The organism is Leisingera sp. ABM4_103, assembly GCF_056158685.1.
The window spans coordinates 82,778-98,437 of record NZ_JBSWTU010000002.1 but is presented as its reverse complement, the minus strand read 5'-3'; the positions used below and the strand labels follow the sequence as shown (position 1 = coordinate 98,437).

The following is a 15,660-nucleotide window of genomic DNA, read 5'->3' as shown; positions in this document are numbered from 1 at the left end:
ACGGCCATTCAAACTGCCTGTAAAATTCAGGTGTCAGCGCGGTGCTGATGTCTGGGCTTGGCGGGAGGATTGGAGGGAGCACTATGCCAAGAGTCCAACTTCCCGCTGTCACCCCGAAACGAAGAGCCTGGAACAAGGGCCGGATCATCGGCCAGAAACGACCACTGTTGCCGAAACAGGTCTGGGCAATCCGAGCGCGGCTCGAACTGGCGGGCAACCTGCGCGATCTTGCGGTGTTCAACGTGGCAATTGATAGCAAGCTTCGCGGATGCGATCTGGTGAAACTGGCTGTAACCGACCTGGTGAGGGATGATCGCGTTCGCGAAAGAGTGTCCGTGATCCAGAGCAAAACCAAACGGCCCGTTCAGTTCGAACTCTCTGAAAACACGCGGAATACCATTACCGCATGGATCAAGTCGCCGGAAATGATCGGCTGCCGCTTCATGTTTCCCAGCCGGCTTCACGACCGCCCGCATATCTCAACGCGCCAATATGGCCGGCTTGTGCGGGATTGGGTGGCGGCGATCGGGCTGGAGCCCAGTGGATACGGCACCCATTCGCTGCGCCGGACCAAAGCAGCGGAGATATACCGCAAAACCGGAAATCTCAGAGCGGTTCAGCTTCTGCTCGGACATACCAAGGTTGACAGTACAGTCAGATATCTTGGCGTCGAACTTGAAGATGCGCTGAGTATCGCCGAGCAAATCGACATTTGAACCACCTTGGCGGGCGGCTCTTGGACTTGCACCGGTTCCGTTCCGGTGTGTTGCTCATGTTAGGCGGCGATCTTTTCGAAGGCCACGGGTGATTTTCCATCCAGCGCTGAATGGCGCCTGCGCGAGTTGTAGAAGCCGTTGATGTATTCGAACACTGCGACCTCGACGTCCCGGCGCGTTTGCCAGGTGCTTCGCCAAATCAGCTCGGCCTTGAGGGATTTGAAGAAGCTCTCGACAGCGGAATTGTCATAACAATTTCCCTTGCCGCTCATTGAAGGCAGCAGTTTGTGACGTCGAAGGCGTTTCTGGTACTCGTGAGCACAATATTGGGCGCCGCGATCGGTGTGGTGAATGCAGCCGGGTGGTGGCCGGCGCAGCGCGATGGCCATGTCCAAGGACCGCAATGCCAGGTCCTGCTTCATACGATTGCTAATCGCCCAACCGATCACGCGCCTTGAGTATAAATCAATGATTACAGAGAGGTATGACCAACCTTCACGCGTCCAGATGTAGGTTATGTCCCCGGCCCATTTCTGGTCTGGCGCCGTCGCCGTGAAATCCTGGTTCAGACGGTTCGGGGCTATGTTGAAGCTGTGTGCGCTGTCGGTGGTGCGTTTGAATTTACGGCTGCGCAGAACCTGAATGCCGTTGTCGCGCATGATCCGGGCGACGCGGCGCTGACCGACCTGGATACCAAGCTCTTTCAATTCCTGCGTCATACGCGGTCGGCCGTAGCTGCCCAGGCTGAGCCGATGCTGTTCGCGGATATGAGCTAGAAGGATCATATCGCGGCGCTGACGCAGTGATGGCGGCCTGCGACGCCAAGCACGGAGCCCACGGTCCGAAACCTGCATCAGGCGGCACAGATGGGCGCGTGGAAGATCTCCGCGATACTCCGCAATGAACTGAAATCTCATTGCTTTTGGCTCGCGAAGAAGATTGCGGCCTTTTTTAACACCTCCCTCTCCTCCCGCAAGATACGGTTCTCTTTGCGCAAGCGCTCATTCTCGCGGCGCAGTTCCGCGTCCTCGGCTGCAGCCGGATCGGTCGAATAGTCCCGCATCCACTTGCCCAAGGTCGAAAATCCGACACCGAGGTCTGAGGCCACTTGCCGCCGTGTCAGGCCACTGTGCGTCGCGATCCGGACCGCTTCGCGTTTGAAATCTTCACTATGTTTGGGTGCCATATCCGGTCTCCTCTATGGCGAGCATTGCTCGCAGAAAACCGGAACGGAAGTGAAGCAAGTCCATCTTGCCGTTCGCCAATCCTGAGCGGACCTGCGTTCGCGACGCAGCCGTGGTTCTGACGACCCCACACCAGAAGTGCCGATTTCTCGCTGCGCGCGCTCGCAGCAAGAATTTCACCGCGAGCGCTTCGTTCGCAACGCCGCTGCGCATCGTGTAGTGCAGCCATTCATGCCAAGTGCAGTGAAGTACTGATAGGCATTAACGGGGTTGCGGGCCAAAGGCGATCTCCATCATTTGATAGCCGGTCCAAGAACTGGGGCCGAACGCGGCTTTAACTCGGAAACATAGTCCTCATTATTTCGTACCACGCGCATCAATTTGCCTGACCAGATGCGAGTGACCAACAACAGTTTCGCGCCAATGGCTGCAACGCGCGCAATAGATCAAGGGCTGCGGATGGTTGTACTGGTGAACGATTTCGGCTCGATCAACATCGACTCCGCGCTGATGAAATTACGGGGCCAGGACACGATCGAACTTACCAACGGCTGCATCTGTTGCACCATCTCAGGCGATCTATTCTATGCGATCGGCGACACCCTTGGTCGCCGCCCGCGCCCCGATCACGTAATTGTCGAGGCAACCGGCATCTCTATCCTCCGTTTTCCTAAACATAGCTGAGAACCACGTAACTGGAGGAGGAGCAGGGCCACGAGCAACTTTGGATCGAGTATGTTACACAATGCTACAGCCACCAGTTTGTCTTGAGGCCAAGAGCCCCTAGGAAAGTGGATGGTCTCTTGCTCCCTCACTCTTCTCGCAGGAATGTTCGCCCAGGTGGAGCAGTGCCAATCACGTTTTCGCGCGGTTCCGGCTCGGCCAGATGCGGGTTCAGACGGTAGATCGCGTAGCTCGCGCAGGCCACCACAGCCATGGACGGGATTAGCATCGCGAACGCGACCAGCGTATCCGCGAAAAATGCGCCGATCGTACCGACCAACAACCCTGCGCTCATCTGCAGGAATCCCATCAGTGCTGCCGCCGCCCCGGCGATCCGGGGGAAGGGCGCCAGTGCGGCGGTGGACATTGCTGGCACCACGAAGGCGATGCCGAAGGCATAGATGCCCACCGGGACCATCACCCGGAAGGTTTTCGGGTCATCCGCCCAGAGAAGCGAGAAAATTAACAAAGCTCCTAGGGCGATGGCACCCAGCCCAGGCCAGACTAGCCGGTAAGCGCTGGTTCGTTTCATGACGGATCGCGCCACCAGTGCGCCCGAGAAGAACAGCCCCGATTGCAAAAGCATCGCCAGGCCGAATCCGCTGGGACTCAGACCGATCTGCCCCATCAGGATAAAGGGCAGCAGTGTCGCCTGCGCATAGATTGCCCCAACCGAGCCCGCAACCGTCAGGCTCGCCGTCATGAAATGCCGGTTGCCGAGCAGCCGAAGATAAGACCCGCCCAGGGCCGCCAGCCGCAGCGGTTGCGGCGCAGGCAGGGTTTCGCGCATCGCGACCAACGCGACCAGCGCAATAGCAAGGCCGAAGAGGATCATCACCGCGAACACCGATTTCCACCCAACATGCAGCACGAGCAACCCTCCAATCGTCGGCGAAACCGCCGGGCCGACCGCAAGAATGATGCCGATCATGTTCATGATGCTGGACGATTCGTCGCCCTGGAAACAATCGCGTACGATAGCGCGCGAGATCGCCACCCCGGCGGACGCGCCAATCCCTTGGGCGAAGCGGGCAATGGTCAGCGTCTCGATTGTCGGCGCCAGCAGCGCGCCCAGCGACGCAACGCAGAAAATCGCCGCGAAGATTACCGTCACCGGACGGCGCCCGATCGCATCCGATAGCGGCCCCGCGACCAGCTGGGAAATAGCGAAACCGGCGAAATAGAGCGTCAAGGTCAGTTTCACGACCGCCTTGGTGGACTCGTACGCTGCAACCACACCGGGCATCGCCGGCGTATAGAGCGCCATGGCAATCGGACCAATCGCGACCATCAACCCGCCGATCAGGCTGACCCGCTGCGCGGTCATTGGCGGCGCCGATGCGAATTCGGTGGATCTGTTCATGTGGCCTCCAGTTCTGCGATGCCGCCCGTGCCGGCAGCGGCATGCACCGGATCGGGCCAGCGGGCCTCCTGGCCCGCCTGTATCTCCCCATTAGCAATGCCCAACCGCGTGGCCGGACCTGGAAAACGTCCGGGATCCGGACCAGAGAGAACGGGGTTTCCCGTCACCGCCACGCGATTGTCATAGTTTCCCGGTCAGTTCCGGCACGGCCTGGAAGAGGTCGGCGACAAGCCCGTAGTCGGCCACCTGGAAGATCGGCGCCTCTTCGTCCTTGTTGATCGAAACGATGATCTTGGAGTCTTTCATACCGGCAAGGTGCTGGATCGCGCCCGAGATACCCACGGCGATGTAAAGATCTGGTGCAACCACCTTGCCGGTCTGACCGACCTGCAGGTCGTTCGGGGCGAAGCCCGAGTCCACGGCGGCCCGCGAGGCACCAACTGCGGCACCGAGCTTGTCAGCCAATTTCTCGATCAGGGCGAAATCTTCCTGACTGCCAACGCCACGCCCACCCGAGACGACGATACCGGCCGAGGTCAACTCGGGGCGGTCACTTGCCGCAACCTTGTCTTCGACCCATTCGGAGAGGCCCGGGGTGTCCGCCACCGAAATGCTCTCGATCGGGGCCGAACCACCTTCACCAGCCGCGTCAAAGGTCGAGGTCCGGATGGTGAGCACCTTCTTTGCATCCGAGGACCTGACGGTCTGAATCGCATTGCCTGCATAAATCGGGCGCTCGAATGTGTTGCCATCGACAACGCCCGAGACATCCGAGATCACCATCGCATCAAGCAGGGCTGCGACACGCGGCATGATGTTCTTGGCGTCGGTGGTGGCGGGGGCGACTATGTGCTCGTACGCATCAGCCAGCGAGGCGATCAGCGCAGCGGTGGATTCCGCAAGACGATGACCCAGCGAGGCGTCCTCGGCGACCAGCACCTTGGAAATGCCGTCGATCTTGGCGGCGGCCTCTCCGCCGGAAGCGGCAGACCCACCGCAGCACAGCGCGGTCACTTCACCCAGTTTGGTAGCGGCGGTGACGGCCTTTGCGGTCGCGTCGAAAACGAGTTCGCCATCTGTGACTTCGGCGAGAAGAAGAACAGCCATTACACAGCCCCCGCGTCTTTGAGTTTTGCAACAAGCTCGTCGACCGAGCCCACGATTTCACCAGCTTTGCGGGCCTCGGGTTCGTCGGTCTTGACGATCTCAAGGCGCGGCGTGACATCGACGCCGTAATCGGCCGCGGTTTTCTCATCCAGCGGCTTTTTCTTGGCTTTCATGATGTTCGGCAGCGACGCATAGCGCGGCTCGTTCAGGCGCAGATCCACGGTAATGATCGACGGCATCTTGACTTTGATCGTCTGCAACCCGCCGTCGACCTCGCGGGAGACCAGCGCGTGATCGCCTTCGATGTCCAGCTTCGAGGCAAATGTGCCCTGCGACCAACCCAGCAGCGCCGACAGCATCTGGCCGGTCGCGTTCATGTCGTTGTCGATCGCCTGCTTGCCTGCCAGAACGATACCCGGCTGCTCTTCCTCGACGATCGCCCTGAGGATCTTGGCCACCGCCAGCGGTTCGATGTCGGTATGGATATCATCGGCGGCCACAACCAGGATGGCGCGGTCGGCACCCATTGCAAGCGCGGTGCGCAGCGTTTCCTGGGCTTGCTTGACCCCGATCGAAACCGCGATGACTTCGTCTGCCTTACCGGCTTCCTTGAGACGGATCGCTTCTTCGACGGCAATTTCGTCAAAGGGGTTCATCGACATTTTCACATTGGCAAGATCGACACCGCTTCCATCCGCTTTGACGCGGACCTTCACGTTATAGTCGATCACGCGTTTGACAGGCACGAGCACCTTCATGGGCATGGTCTCCAAGTTGTTGTTTGGAATTGATGAAACGACTGAAGGCCGGTGGTTGCGCGCCTGAGGAACAGCGCGTGTGCCTTCATCGGGTTTCACGGTTGCAAGGTTCAGTAGATGCCGAATGACATGAAACTCTTCAGATATCGCGTTGCCGGCACGCGCCTCGGGCTCGGTGCAGGCAACGAAAGGGTCCGTGAGGCAGGAGGATCTTCGGTCGTGTTCTGGCGGCGGCTTTCATCCCCGCCGGGGCTGGAACCATTCATGTCATTCACCACCTGCGCTATTCCTCTGCCGCGGGTCGGGCCAGCTGGTCCGCGAAAACGGACAGCAGTTTGTGTTTCAGAATCTTGCCTGTCGGCGCAGCCGGAAGCTGGGTTGTCAGAATGATGCGGGATGGCCGCTTGTAGCCAGTCAAACGATTGGCGGCAAAGGCGGCGAGCGCCTCCTGGTCCAGCGCCGCCGGATCAGCGCACTGAACAAAGGCGAGGATTTCCTCGTCGCCGTTGACGGAATTGCCGATCACGGCTGACTGGATCACGTCAGGGTGGTCGTTCAACGCGGCTTCGACCTCGGGCGGGTAGACGTTAAAGCCGCCGCGAATGATCAGTTCCTTGCAGCGTCCCACAACGTGCAGATTGCCCGCCTCGTCCATCTTTCCAAGATCACCGGTGCGCAGCCATCCGTCTGCGTCAATGGCGCGTGCGGTTTCTGCCGGGTTCCTGAAATATCCCTTCATGACCTGCGGGCCGCGGACCAGAATTTCACCGGCATCCGGATCGCCCTCCGCGCCGACCGAGGTGTCGAGCCGGATTTCTGTCTCCGGCAACGCAAAGCCCGCACTGATATCGGGAGACCCGATAGGATTGCGGGTGCTGCAGACGCCGGCGGTGCTTTCCGTCAGCCCGTACCCGTTTTGCAAGGGCAGCCCGTAGAAAGCCTCGGCCTTGCGTTTCCATGCCGGATCAAGGGGGGCTGCGCCGGAGGAAACATAGCGCAATTTACTGCTTTCGAGCCGTGTAAGCCCCCGATCCTTGGCATATTGCATCAGCAGGGCGTGCATCTGCGGCACCGCGGGCAGAACGGTGGCTTTGTCCATCAGCGCCGCGTACAGTGCGTCGGGACGAAAGCGGGGTTCAAGCTGGATCGTCGCCCCGATACCGCAGGCGGCCATCAGCATAGAAGCAAGCCCGAAAACATGGGTCAACGGCAGCACGCCATAGATCCTGTCGTCCTGTCTCATGCCGCGCAGCTCGGCCGAGGCCCTGCCGGCAAAGCGCAGGTTGGCGTGAGTCAGCATCACCCCTTTGGGGTCGCCAGTGGTGCCGGTCGTGTAGAGCAGAACAGCGGTTTCGTCCGGGCCGCCCTCGACCACTTCCGGGGCGCTGGCACCGGTGACGGCTATGGCGAAACTTCCAAAAGATGTTTCCTGCGTTTCCGCGCCTGCGGTCTCCGCATGTGCCGCCGCTTCTTTGGAGGCTTCGGTTGTGAAGACAGTCACGCGCGGCGTTGCATGCGCCATCACGCGGGCGATTTCGGTTGCGGTCATCCGCGCGTTGATTGGCAGCGCGTAGGCCCCGACGATGCTGGCCGCAAAAATGAAGACCGCCGTCGTGATGCAGTTTTCAGCCACGATCGCGACGCGGTCGCCAGGCTGCACGCCCCGGTTTTGCAACAAGGTGGCGGCTTCGGCGATCGCCGCCTGGTATTCAGTGTATGTGACCTGGTGGCCGCTGCCATCTATGAGGGCAATCGCATCGGGATAGGCACGCGCGCTCTCCTCGACAAGATGATGAATCCGGAAGCTGTTTTCGGTCATGATGCCAGCACCTCTGCGCGTTGCGTTGCAAGGGTTTGGGGGCGCAGGCGCGCCAGCGCGACACCTGCCTCTTGTTCCAGTTGGGCGACAATGTCTGCCAGCGGGGCGATGGAGTCGGTCAGGCCTAGGGCCTGTCCTGCGGACAACATCCCGCGCGATACGTCGCCGGTTTCATATGCCTTGCGGCCAATCGCGCCGGACACATAAGGCATCAGTTCGGCAATGCTGATATCGGGATTATCTGCCTCAAGCTGGAGCACGATCTCGGTCGTTTCGTTGCTGAGCGTGCGCACCGTGTTGCGCACGCTGCTCATCGTCAATGTCGTGTCTCGTTCGTTGGCTGCCACCAAGGCCCGCTTGTATTGCGGGTGCGCCGAGATTTCCTCGGACACCAGAAAGCGCGTGCCGATCACGACGCCCGCAGCGCCGGAGGCCAGGGCCGAGACGATCTGGCTACCGGCACCGATGCCACCGCCGATCAGGAAAGGGATGTCGAGCTGACGTTCGGCCAGCGCCTGGTTGACCATGCTTCCGATCAGATCGAGCCCGGGGTGGCCGCCGCATTCCGCGCCGACGATGGAGACCATGTCGACCCCAACTTGCTGTGCCTTCACCGCGTAGCGCACGCTTGGCACCTTATGCAGAACTCGGATGCCAGCGTCCTTTAGGAACGGTAAGAAGGCTTCGGGATTGCGCCCCGAGGTTTCGACAAAGCGTACGCCCTCATCCGCGATCAGGCGGAAAGTGTCCGCAATCTTTTCGCCTTCGACCAGTTTTGGCAGCATGGAAACGTTGACGCCAAAGGGGCGATCACCGCAGAGCTTTCGGCACTTTGCGATTTCGGCGCGTAGGTCGGCGGGTTCGGGAAAGCTGGCCGCCGTGAGGAAGGACATGATGCCGGCATTGGCACCGGCAGCCACATAGGACGCATCCGAGAGCCACATCAGACCACCGGCGACAATGGGCAGACGGCACCCATAGGTCCGAGTAACGGCGGTGTCGAAGGTCGGATCTGTCATGTGGTGCCTCGCGCTTTGGTAAAGTCAGGACGGCGTTTTTCGAGGAATGCGGCGATGCCTTCGGCGGCTTCCGCGGCAGCAATGGCATCCGCCATTGCATCGCGTTCAGCGTTCATCTGCTCCACGCGGGATGACGTATGTGCGCTGTTGACCAGCGCTTTGATGCGGCCCTGGGCACCGGATGGCCCGGCGCCAAGCCTCTCGGCCAGCGCAAGCGCGGCCGGGACAACGTTGCCCGCAGGTTCAATCTGCGAGATGGCCCCAAGGCTGAACAGGCGTTCTGCCGTCACCGGCTCCCCCAGCAAGGTCATGCGCATCACCAACTCGCGTGGCAGGTGCGCGGCCAATGTGCTTGTCAGGCCACCATCAGGGACCAGGCCGGCCTTGACGTAGGCGGCGGTGAATGTCGCATCCCGGTCAGCCACGATCATGTCGCAGGCAAAGGCAAGCGAAACACCGGCACCAGCCGCGCCGCCCTCGACGGCAGCGATTACCGGTTTCGGGCAGTTCAGGACCGCGCGGATCACGTCATGCAGTTCTTCAATCCGCGCGAGACGCTGATCTCGGGGCATCTCCCGGCGGGTTGCAAGCAGGCCCAGGTCGCCACCAGCGCAGAAATATCCGCCGTCTCCTCGCAGGACGACCGAGGTGATGCGGGACTCTCTGGCCGCAAGGTCCAGTCCATCGACCAAAACGCGATAGAGGTCCGGCGACAGCGCATTACGCTTCGAGGTGTTCGAATTGACGACAATCAGGTGATCACCGTGGTCTTCGCAACGGGCAAGCTCGTGCATCAGCCGTCACTCCCTTTTGGTGCGTCCAATTTGTCCGCTGGAACGCGCTTGAATACGCCTGTTGCCGTGGCGATCAGCCGACCCGACCCGTCCCGCAATTCGCCATCCACGAACAATAATGAACGGCCACCACCCACGGCTTCACCGGTTGCGATCAGTTTTGATTTCTCGGTCGCAGCAGCGACGAACTGCGTGGTGAGCGAGACGGTCAGGAACGGTGCGCGGCCGCTTGGGTCAACCGACAGGCTGGCGGTTGCGCCCATGGCGCTGTCCAGCATCGTCGTGGCGATGCCACCGTGCAGGACATTGTGGCGATTGAGGTGATGATCCGTCACCGACAGCGTGCAACGAGCACGCTTGTCGGGTTGTCCGACGTCAATGACATAGCCGATCAGCCGCTGCGTGCCGGTTTCGTCTTTTATCAGATCGCCCGCCGCCATGGATCAAGCCACGGCCAGCGAGATAAAACGGTCGAGGTGATAGATTGCATCGCCAAACCGGTGATCGACCATGATCAGCCGCTTGGCGAGATGCCCCAACTCGTATTCGTCGGTCATGCCGATGCCGCCGTGCATCTGAATGCTTTCTTCGGTAACAAGTTTGGCGACATTGCCGATCAGGTTCTTTGTTGCGCTCACATGCTTTTCGCGGATCTCCTCAGGGTGATCGATGTGCCCGGCGAGGTTGATAACGGCCGAGCGCGCCTGTTCGATCTCGATCAGAACATCGGCCATCCGGTGTTGCAGCGCCTGGAACTTGCCAATCGGTTTTCCGAATTGCTTGCGGGTCTTGAGATAGTCGGTGGTCAATTCCCGGATGCTTTCCATCAGGCCAAGCGCCTCGGCGGAGATCGCCAGCGTGGCGCGCGCCTGAGCGTGGGTGATGGCCTCGAATGCACCGCCTTCGTCGCCCAGCAGGGCGTCACTGCCCAGTCGGACATCTTCCAACAGGAGTTCCGCGGCCTGCCCACCGGACACAAGCGGGTAGCTGCGCAGCGTCATGCCCGGGGTGGACGCAGATACCAGGAACAGGCTGATCCCGTCCCGATCTGCCGCGTCACCGGAGGTGCGGGCGCTGACAAGGATTTGATCGGCAGCGGGGGCATTGATCACCACGGCCTTGCGCCCGTTCAGGACAAACCCGTCGCCATCGCGGGTCGCCGAGGTTTCGACGCGCGACAGGTCATAGCGGCTCGCCGGTTCGCCATGGGCAAAGGCAAGCTGGACTGAACCGTCAATCACCGCGTCCATGACCGGTTTCTGCGCGTCGTTGCCCAGGGCTGCAATCAGGCCACCACTTAGAACGGCTGTGTCAATCAGCGGATCAACCGCGCCAACCCGGCCAAGCTCTTCAAACACAACGGCAATGTCGAACCCGGACCCGGCAAAACCGCCGTCATCTTCGGCAAACAACGCACCGATGACGCCCATTTCTGTAAGACCGGACCAGACATCAAGGGAATATCCGCGGTCACTCTTTTTTAGTTCAGCCCGTAGAGATGGCGTGTAGCTGTCCCGCAGATACCGGCGCAGACCGTCCTGAAGCATCTGGCGTTCTTCTGTCAGTTCAAAATTCATGGTCTGTCCTTACAGTTCCAGAATGGCTTTGCTGAGGATCGTGCGCTGGATCTCATTCGATCCGCCAAAGATCGACAGTTTTCGGTTGTTGAGGTACTGCGCCGTGGCGGCTTCGGCATAGTCGGGGCCGACGGGGCCAAGATTGCTACCGTCTTCCAGCGCCTCCGAGGCGAAGGGCATTGCGTAGGGCCCCACGGCTGACCGGGTGAGCGCGTTGATTTCCTGACGGATGACGGTGCCCTTGATCTTCAGTATTGAGCTTTCGGCACCGGGGGCCTGACCTGCCGCAGCTTTGGACACGACACGCAAGTTGGTCGTTGACATGGCCATGAGGTCGATTTCGATCCGAGCGATCCGCGCCGCAAAATGCGGGTTCTCAATCAGTGGACGCCCATTTGCCTGTTCGAGCCGGGCGATGCGCTTCAGATTTTCCAGACCGGCATTTGCAAAACCTACGCCTGCAATATTGGTGCGTTCATGGGTCAGCAGGTACTTCGCATAGGTCCAGCCCTTGTTTTCCTCGCCCACACGGTTCTCGACCGGAACCCGGACGTCATCGAAGAACACCTCGTTCACCTCGGGTTCACCGTCGATCAGCACGATCGGGCGCACTTTGACGCCGGGGCTGTTCATGTCGATCAGCAGGAAAGAGATTCCCTCTTGCGGCTTGCCCTCTTTCGAGGTGCGCACGAGGCAGAAGATCTTGTTGGCGTGCTGGCCAAGAGTTGTCCAGGTCTTTTGCCCATTGACCAGGTAGTGATCGCCATCGCGTTCAGCAGTCGTGCGGACCGAGGCGAGGTCGGATCCTGCGCCGGGTTCGGAATACCCTTGGCACCACCAGTCCTCCCCACTCAGGATCCGTGGCAGATAGTAGTCCTGCTGTGCCTTGGAGCCGAATTTCTGCAACACCGGGCCAAGCATCCCAAGGCCGAAGGGAACGATACGGGGCGCAGAGGCCCGGGTCATTTCATCCTCAAAAATATGGCGTTGGACCGCATCCCACCCGGCCCCGCCAAACGCCTTGGGCCAGTTTCCAGCAAGCCAGCCCCGTTTGTTGAGGATCGCGTGCCATTCCTCGTGATCCTGCTTGGTCAGGGTTTTTCCGAGCCTGACCTTGTTCACGAGCCGGGCAGGGAGCTCTTCGGCCAGATAGCTGCGCACTTCATCCCGGAACGCCTTCTGTTCGTGGGTATAATTCAGGTCCATCGGGCGATCCTTCTCAGTAGATTTCAAACAAGCCGGCGGCACCCTGGCCACCGCCGATGCACATCGTCACGACGCCAAATTTCGCCCCGCGACGATGCCCTTCGACCATCAGATGTCCGGTCATCCGCGCACCGGTCATGCCGAACGGGTGACCCACAGCGATCGAGCCGCCATTGACGTTGCAGATGTCATTGTCGATGCCGAGCCTATCGCGGCAATAGAGCGCCTGGCTGGCAAAGGCTTCGTTCAGCTCCCAAAGGTCGATGTCGTCGATCTTGACGCCCTGACGTTCCAGCAGACGGGGCACCGCAAAGACCGGGCCGATGCCCATTTCGTCGGGCTCGCAGCCCGCAACTGCAAAGCCGCGGAACGCACCCAGAGGGGTCAGCCCAAGACGTTCGGCCTCTTTGGCGTCCATCATCACCAGCGCGGCGGCACCGTCGCTGAGCTGCGAAGCATTGCCGGCGGTGATGAACTCATCGGGTCCGCGCACGGGCTCCAGCTTCTGCAGTGCTTCCAGCGTTGTCGTGGGGCGGTTGCATTCATCGCGGGCAATGGTTGTTTCAACCTCTGAAACTTCGCCGGTTTCCTTGTCCTTCCGCGCCATGGTGACGGTGATCGGGGCGATCTCCTGATCGAAGCGGCCCGCCTCTTGCGCTGCTGCGGTGCGTTGCTGGCTCTGCAGGCCAAGCTCATCCTGCGCATCGCGGCTGATCCCGTATCGTCGAGCAACGATGTCGGCGGTCTCGATCATCGTCATGTAAAGATCTGGCTTGTTCGCTTCGATCCAAGCCTCGCGTGAATGTCGGACCGGTGGTTGCACCATCGAAATGCTTTCAACACCGCCCACCAGAACGGCCTTGGCCCCCTCGTTGTTGATCAGATGGGCGCCCATTGCCACGGCTTGCAGGCCGCTGGCGCAGAAGCGGTTTACGGTGGTCCCCGCGATGCTGACGGGCAGGCCTGCGCGGATCACGATCTGGCGTGCGATGTTGCCGCCGGTGACATATTCCGGATAGCCACACCCCCAGACGCTGTCCTCAATCAGCGCCGGGTCTATCCCTGCGCGTTTCACGGCCTCCGCCGCGACGTGCCCGCCCAGGGTTGCGCCATGCGTGATGTTGAACGTGCCGCGTCCGGCTTTGCCGATGGGCGTACGGGCGATGGAAACGATAACGGCATTGGACATGTTGGGTTCCTTTCAGCACTGGTTCAGGCTGTCGAAATTGCGGCCCTCGGCCACGAGCTGTTCCAGCAGCGGCGCGGGTGACCAGAAGTGATCGTCGGTTTCGGCGAATGTGCGGATGTCGGAGAGAATGCTGTCGAGGCCACGCATGTCGGCGTATTTCATCGGCCCGCCGCGCCAGCGTGGAAAGCCGTAACCATACAGAAACACGACATCCACATCGAGCGGGCGCTTCGCAATGCCCTCCTCCACCACGCGCGCACCTTCGTTGACCATTGCGGCCATATAACGACGGACAATCTCATCATCGGTGAAGGTGCGGGGTCTGGTGCTAGCCTCTTTGCGGGCCTGCGCGATGATTTGCTCGACCTGTGGGTCGGGCCGCCCTGTGCGAATGCCTTTTTCGTAGATGTAGTAGCCGTGGCCGGTTTTCTGCCCCAGCCACCCTTTGTGATAGAGCGTATCGGCGAAGACCGGGTAGCGGTCGCGCGGGTGGGCGTCCGCCGCCTTGCGTTGGCGGGTCGCATAGCCGATATCGAGCCCGGCGAGGTCCGAAACCTGATAAGGGCCCATGGCGAAGCCAAAATCGGTCAGCGCCTTGTCAATCTGATAGGGGCTAGCCCCGTCCAGCACCATGTGATCGGCCGCCGTGCGGTAATGCGACAGAATGCGGTTGCCGATGAAGCCGTCGCAGACACCTGCACGCACGGCGGTTTTGCCGAGCCTTTTCGCAAGCGCAAAGGCAGTGGCCACCACGTCCGGTGCGGTCCTGTCGGCAACAACGACCTCAAGCAGCTTCATGACATGTGCGGGCGAGAAAAAATGCAGGCCGATGACGTCTTCGGGCCGCGAGGTCGAGGCGGCGATTTCGTTGACATCGAGGTAGGAGGTATTCGTCGCAAGGATCGCGCCGCGCGGCAGAATTTCGTCCAGCGTGGCGAACACGCTTTTCTTAACATCCATGCTTTCGAAGACGGCTTCGATAACCAGGCCGACGTCGGACAGGGCACCGTAGTCGGTGACGGTCTTGAGGGAATCCGCGAGAATCTCGTCACGTCGATCGCGGCCAATCTTGCCGCGCCTCACGGCGGCGTCGAGGTTTCTGGCGATGGTCGCGCGGGCCTTTTCCGCGGCCTCGGTGTCGCGTTCGACCAGTGTCACTGCGAGGCCGTTCAGCACCGCCGAGGTGGCGATGCCCGCTCCCATGGTGCCGCCGCCGATAATGCCGACACCTGCAATGTCACGAGGCGCAACGTCAGCGATTTCCCGTAATTTCGACACGGCACGCTCGGCGAAGAACGCATGGATCAGCCCACTGCGTTGGGGCGTGTCCATCAAGTGCTGGAACAGGCGGCGCTCTTCCTTCAGCCCTTCGGCAAAGGATTTCCCGACCGCGGCTTCGACCGCTTCAACCGCGGCCAGCGGAGCCACCTCGCCGCGCAGGGAGTGTTCAAGCTTCGTGCGCCTGTTTTGAAGGGCTCCTTCCTCATCCGTGGCACGGGGCATGCCGTTGATCGGACGTGGCGGGGCTCGGTGCTCCAGCAGTGATTGCGCGTAGGCAAGGGCCGCCTCGCGAATGTCGAAGCCATCGCCGATTTGGTCGATCAACCCGGTCTCAAGCGCATCGCTTTCGGTTACCGGGGTCCCGCTGGTGATCATTCTGAGGGCAGCGTCGATCCCGACGATACGCGGCAGACGCTGCGTGCCGCCTGCGCCCGGAATTAGGCCAATCTTTACTTCAGGCAAGCCCAACCGCGTGCCGGGCAATGCGATGCGGTAATGCGCGCCGAGGGCCACTTCAAGCCCGCCGCCCAGTGCCATGCCGTGAATTGCGGCGACAACGGGTTTGTCGCAGGCTTCGATCTGGCTAATCACGTCGGGCAGGCTGGGGCTTTGCGGCGGCTTGCCGAATTCGGAAATATCGGCCCCTCCGATGAACATCCGCCCAGCCCCAACAATCACCGCAATATCGGCCGTGTCGTCAGACTTAAAGCGCGCGAAAGCTTCAGAAAGGCCGCGGCGGATGGCCTGTGACAGCGCGTTGACCGGAGCATTGTCGACGGTGACCACCGCCACCGGGCCAACATTTTCGTAGGATACCGATCCCATAAATTTGCCTTTCCTTGGTTCATTCACTTGATAACCAATTCATCGTTGAATTTCAACATGCGATATTGAATTCTACTATGCGGTATTTTAAACCCTCAC

Annotated in this window: 14 protein-coding genes; 2 read left to right on the top strand and 12 right to left on the bottom strand. The window is 60.7% G+C overall.

Going from position 1 to position 15,660, the window contains the following annotated elements; translation table 11 throughout:
• The first annotated feature begins 83 nt into the window (after positions 1-83).
• Positions 84-716 carry a tyrosine-type recombinase/integrase gene (locus ACXAED_RS00610; protein WP_475046079.1) on the top strand — a complete coding sequence of 211 codons (633 nt, stop codon included), beginning with the start codon at positions 84-86 and terminating at the stop codon, positions 714-716.
• A 59-nt stretch (positions 717-775) separates the two neighbouring features.
• Here the strand turns inward: ACXAED_RS00610 and ACXAED_RS00605 are convergent.
• Positions 776-1,902 (bottom strand): IS3 family transposase gene (locus ACXAED_RS00605; protein WP_143570354.1). Its coding sequence is split into 2 segments (ribosomal slippage): positions 776-1,671 and positions 1,671-1,902, totalling 1,128 coding nucleotides; the frame shifts between segments, so codons are not numbered across the junction.
• Between the two features lie 397 nt (positions 1,903-2,299).
• On the opposite strand from ACXAED_RS00605, the gene ACXAED_RS00600 reads away from it, so the two are divergent.
• Positions 2,300-2,584 (top strand): GTP-binding protein, encoded by a 285-nt coding sequence (locus ACXAED_RS00600; protein ID WP_475046078.1) that lies wholly within the window; start codon positions 2,300-2,302, stop codon positions 2,582-2,584.
• Between the two features lie 127 nt (positions 2,585-2,711).
• Here ACXAED_RS00600 and ACXAED_RS00595 read toward each other — a convergent pair whose 3' ends face one another.
• The 11 genes from ACXAED_RS00595 to ACXAED_RS00545 form a co-directional block, all read right to left on the bottom strand.
• Positions 2,712-3,986, bottom strand: coding sequence for a multidrug effflux MFS transporter (locus tag ACXAED_RS00595; protein ID WP_051357627.1), 1,275 nt, complete (start codon positions 3,984-3,986; stop codon positions 2,712-2,714).
• Positions 3,987-4,166: 180 nt separating this feature from the next.
• Positions 4,167-5,093, bottom strand: a complete 927-nt coding sequence (locus tag ACXAED_RS00590; RefSeq protein WP_207077586.1) for an electron transfer flavoprotein subunit alpha/FixB family protein — start codon at positions 5,091-5,093, stop codon at positions 4,167-4,169.
• A complete protein-coding gene (locus ACXAED_RS00585; RefSeq protein ID WP_222506437.1) occupies positions 5,093-5,851 on the bottom strand; it encodes an electron transfer flavoprotein subunit beta/FixA family protein in 759 nt (252 codons plus the stop codon). Before ACXAED_RS00585 ends, ACXAED_RS00590 begins: the two co-directional genes overlap by 1 nt.
• A 283-nt stretch (positions 5,852-6,134) precedes the next feature.
• The gene (locus ACXAED_RS00580; protein ID WP_475046077.1) at positions 6,135-7,670 is read right to left on the bottom strand and encodes a class I adenylate-forming enzyme family protein; all 1,536 of its coding nucleotides are present in this window, start codon (positions 7,668-7,670) and stop codon (positions 6,135-6,137) included.
• Entirely contained in the window at positions 7,667-8,689 is a 1,023-nt protein-coding gene (locus tag ACXAED_RS00575) for an NAD(P)H-dependent flavin oxidoreductase (protein ID WP_475046076.1), read from the bottom strand. The genes ACXAED_RS00580 and ACXAED_RS00575 overlap by 4 nt, the downstream gene beginning before the upstream one ends.
• Positions 8,686-9,483 carry an oxepin-CoA hydrolase, alternative type gene (locus ACXAED_RS00570; protein WP_475046074.1) on the bottom strand — a complete coding sequence of 266 codons (798 nt, stop codon included), beginning with the start codon at positions 9,481-9,483 and terminating at the stop codon, positions 8,686-8,688. Before ACXAED_RS00570 ends, ACXAED_RS00575 begins: the two co-directional genes overlap by 4 nt.
• Positions 9,483-9,923, bottom strand: a complete 441-nt coding sequence (locus ACXAED_RS00565) for a PaaI family thioesterase (protein WP_475046072.1) — start codon at positions 9,921-9,923, stop codon at positions 9,483-9,485. Before ACXAED_RS00565 ends, ACXAED_RS00570 begins: the two co-directional genes overlap by 1 nt.
• 3 nt (positions 9,924-9,926) lie before the next feature.
• The gene (locus ACXAED_RS00560) at positions 9,927-11,060 is read right to left on the bottom strand and encodes an acyl-CoA dehydrogenase family protein (RefSeq protein ID WP_207077580.1); all 1,134 of its coding nucleotides are present in this window, start codon (positions 11,058-11,060) and stop codon (positions 9,927-9,929) included.
• Between the two features lie 9 nt (positions 11,061-11,069).
• Entirely contained in the window at positions 11,070-12,266 is a 1,197-nt protein-coding gene (locus ACXAED_RS00555) for an acyl-CoA dehydrogenase family protein (RefSeq protein ID WP_475046070.1), read from the bottom strand.
• A gap of 13 nt (positions 12,267-12,279) precedes the next feature.
• Positions 12,280-13,455 carry an acetyl-CoA C-acyltransferase gene (locus ACXAED_RS00550; protein ID WP_222506431.1) on the bottom strand — a complete coding sequence of 392 codons (1,176 nt, stop codon included), beginning with the start codon at positions 13,453-13,455 and terminating at the stop codon, positions 12,280-12,282.
• A gap of 12 nt (positions 13,456-13,467) precedes the next feature.
• Positions 13,468-15,561 (bottom strand): 3-hydroxyacyl-CoA dehydrogenase NAD-binding domain-containing protein, encoded by a 2,094-nt coding sequence (locus tag ACXAED_RS00545; RefSeq protein WP_475046069.1) that lies wholly within the window; start codon positions 15,559-15,561, stop codon positions 13,468-13,470.
• Between the last annotated feature and the right edge of the window lie 99 nt (positions 15,562-15,660).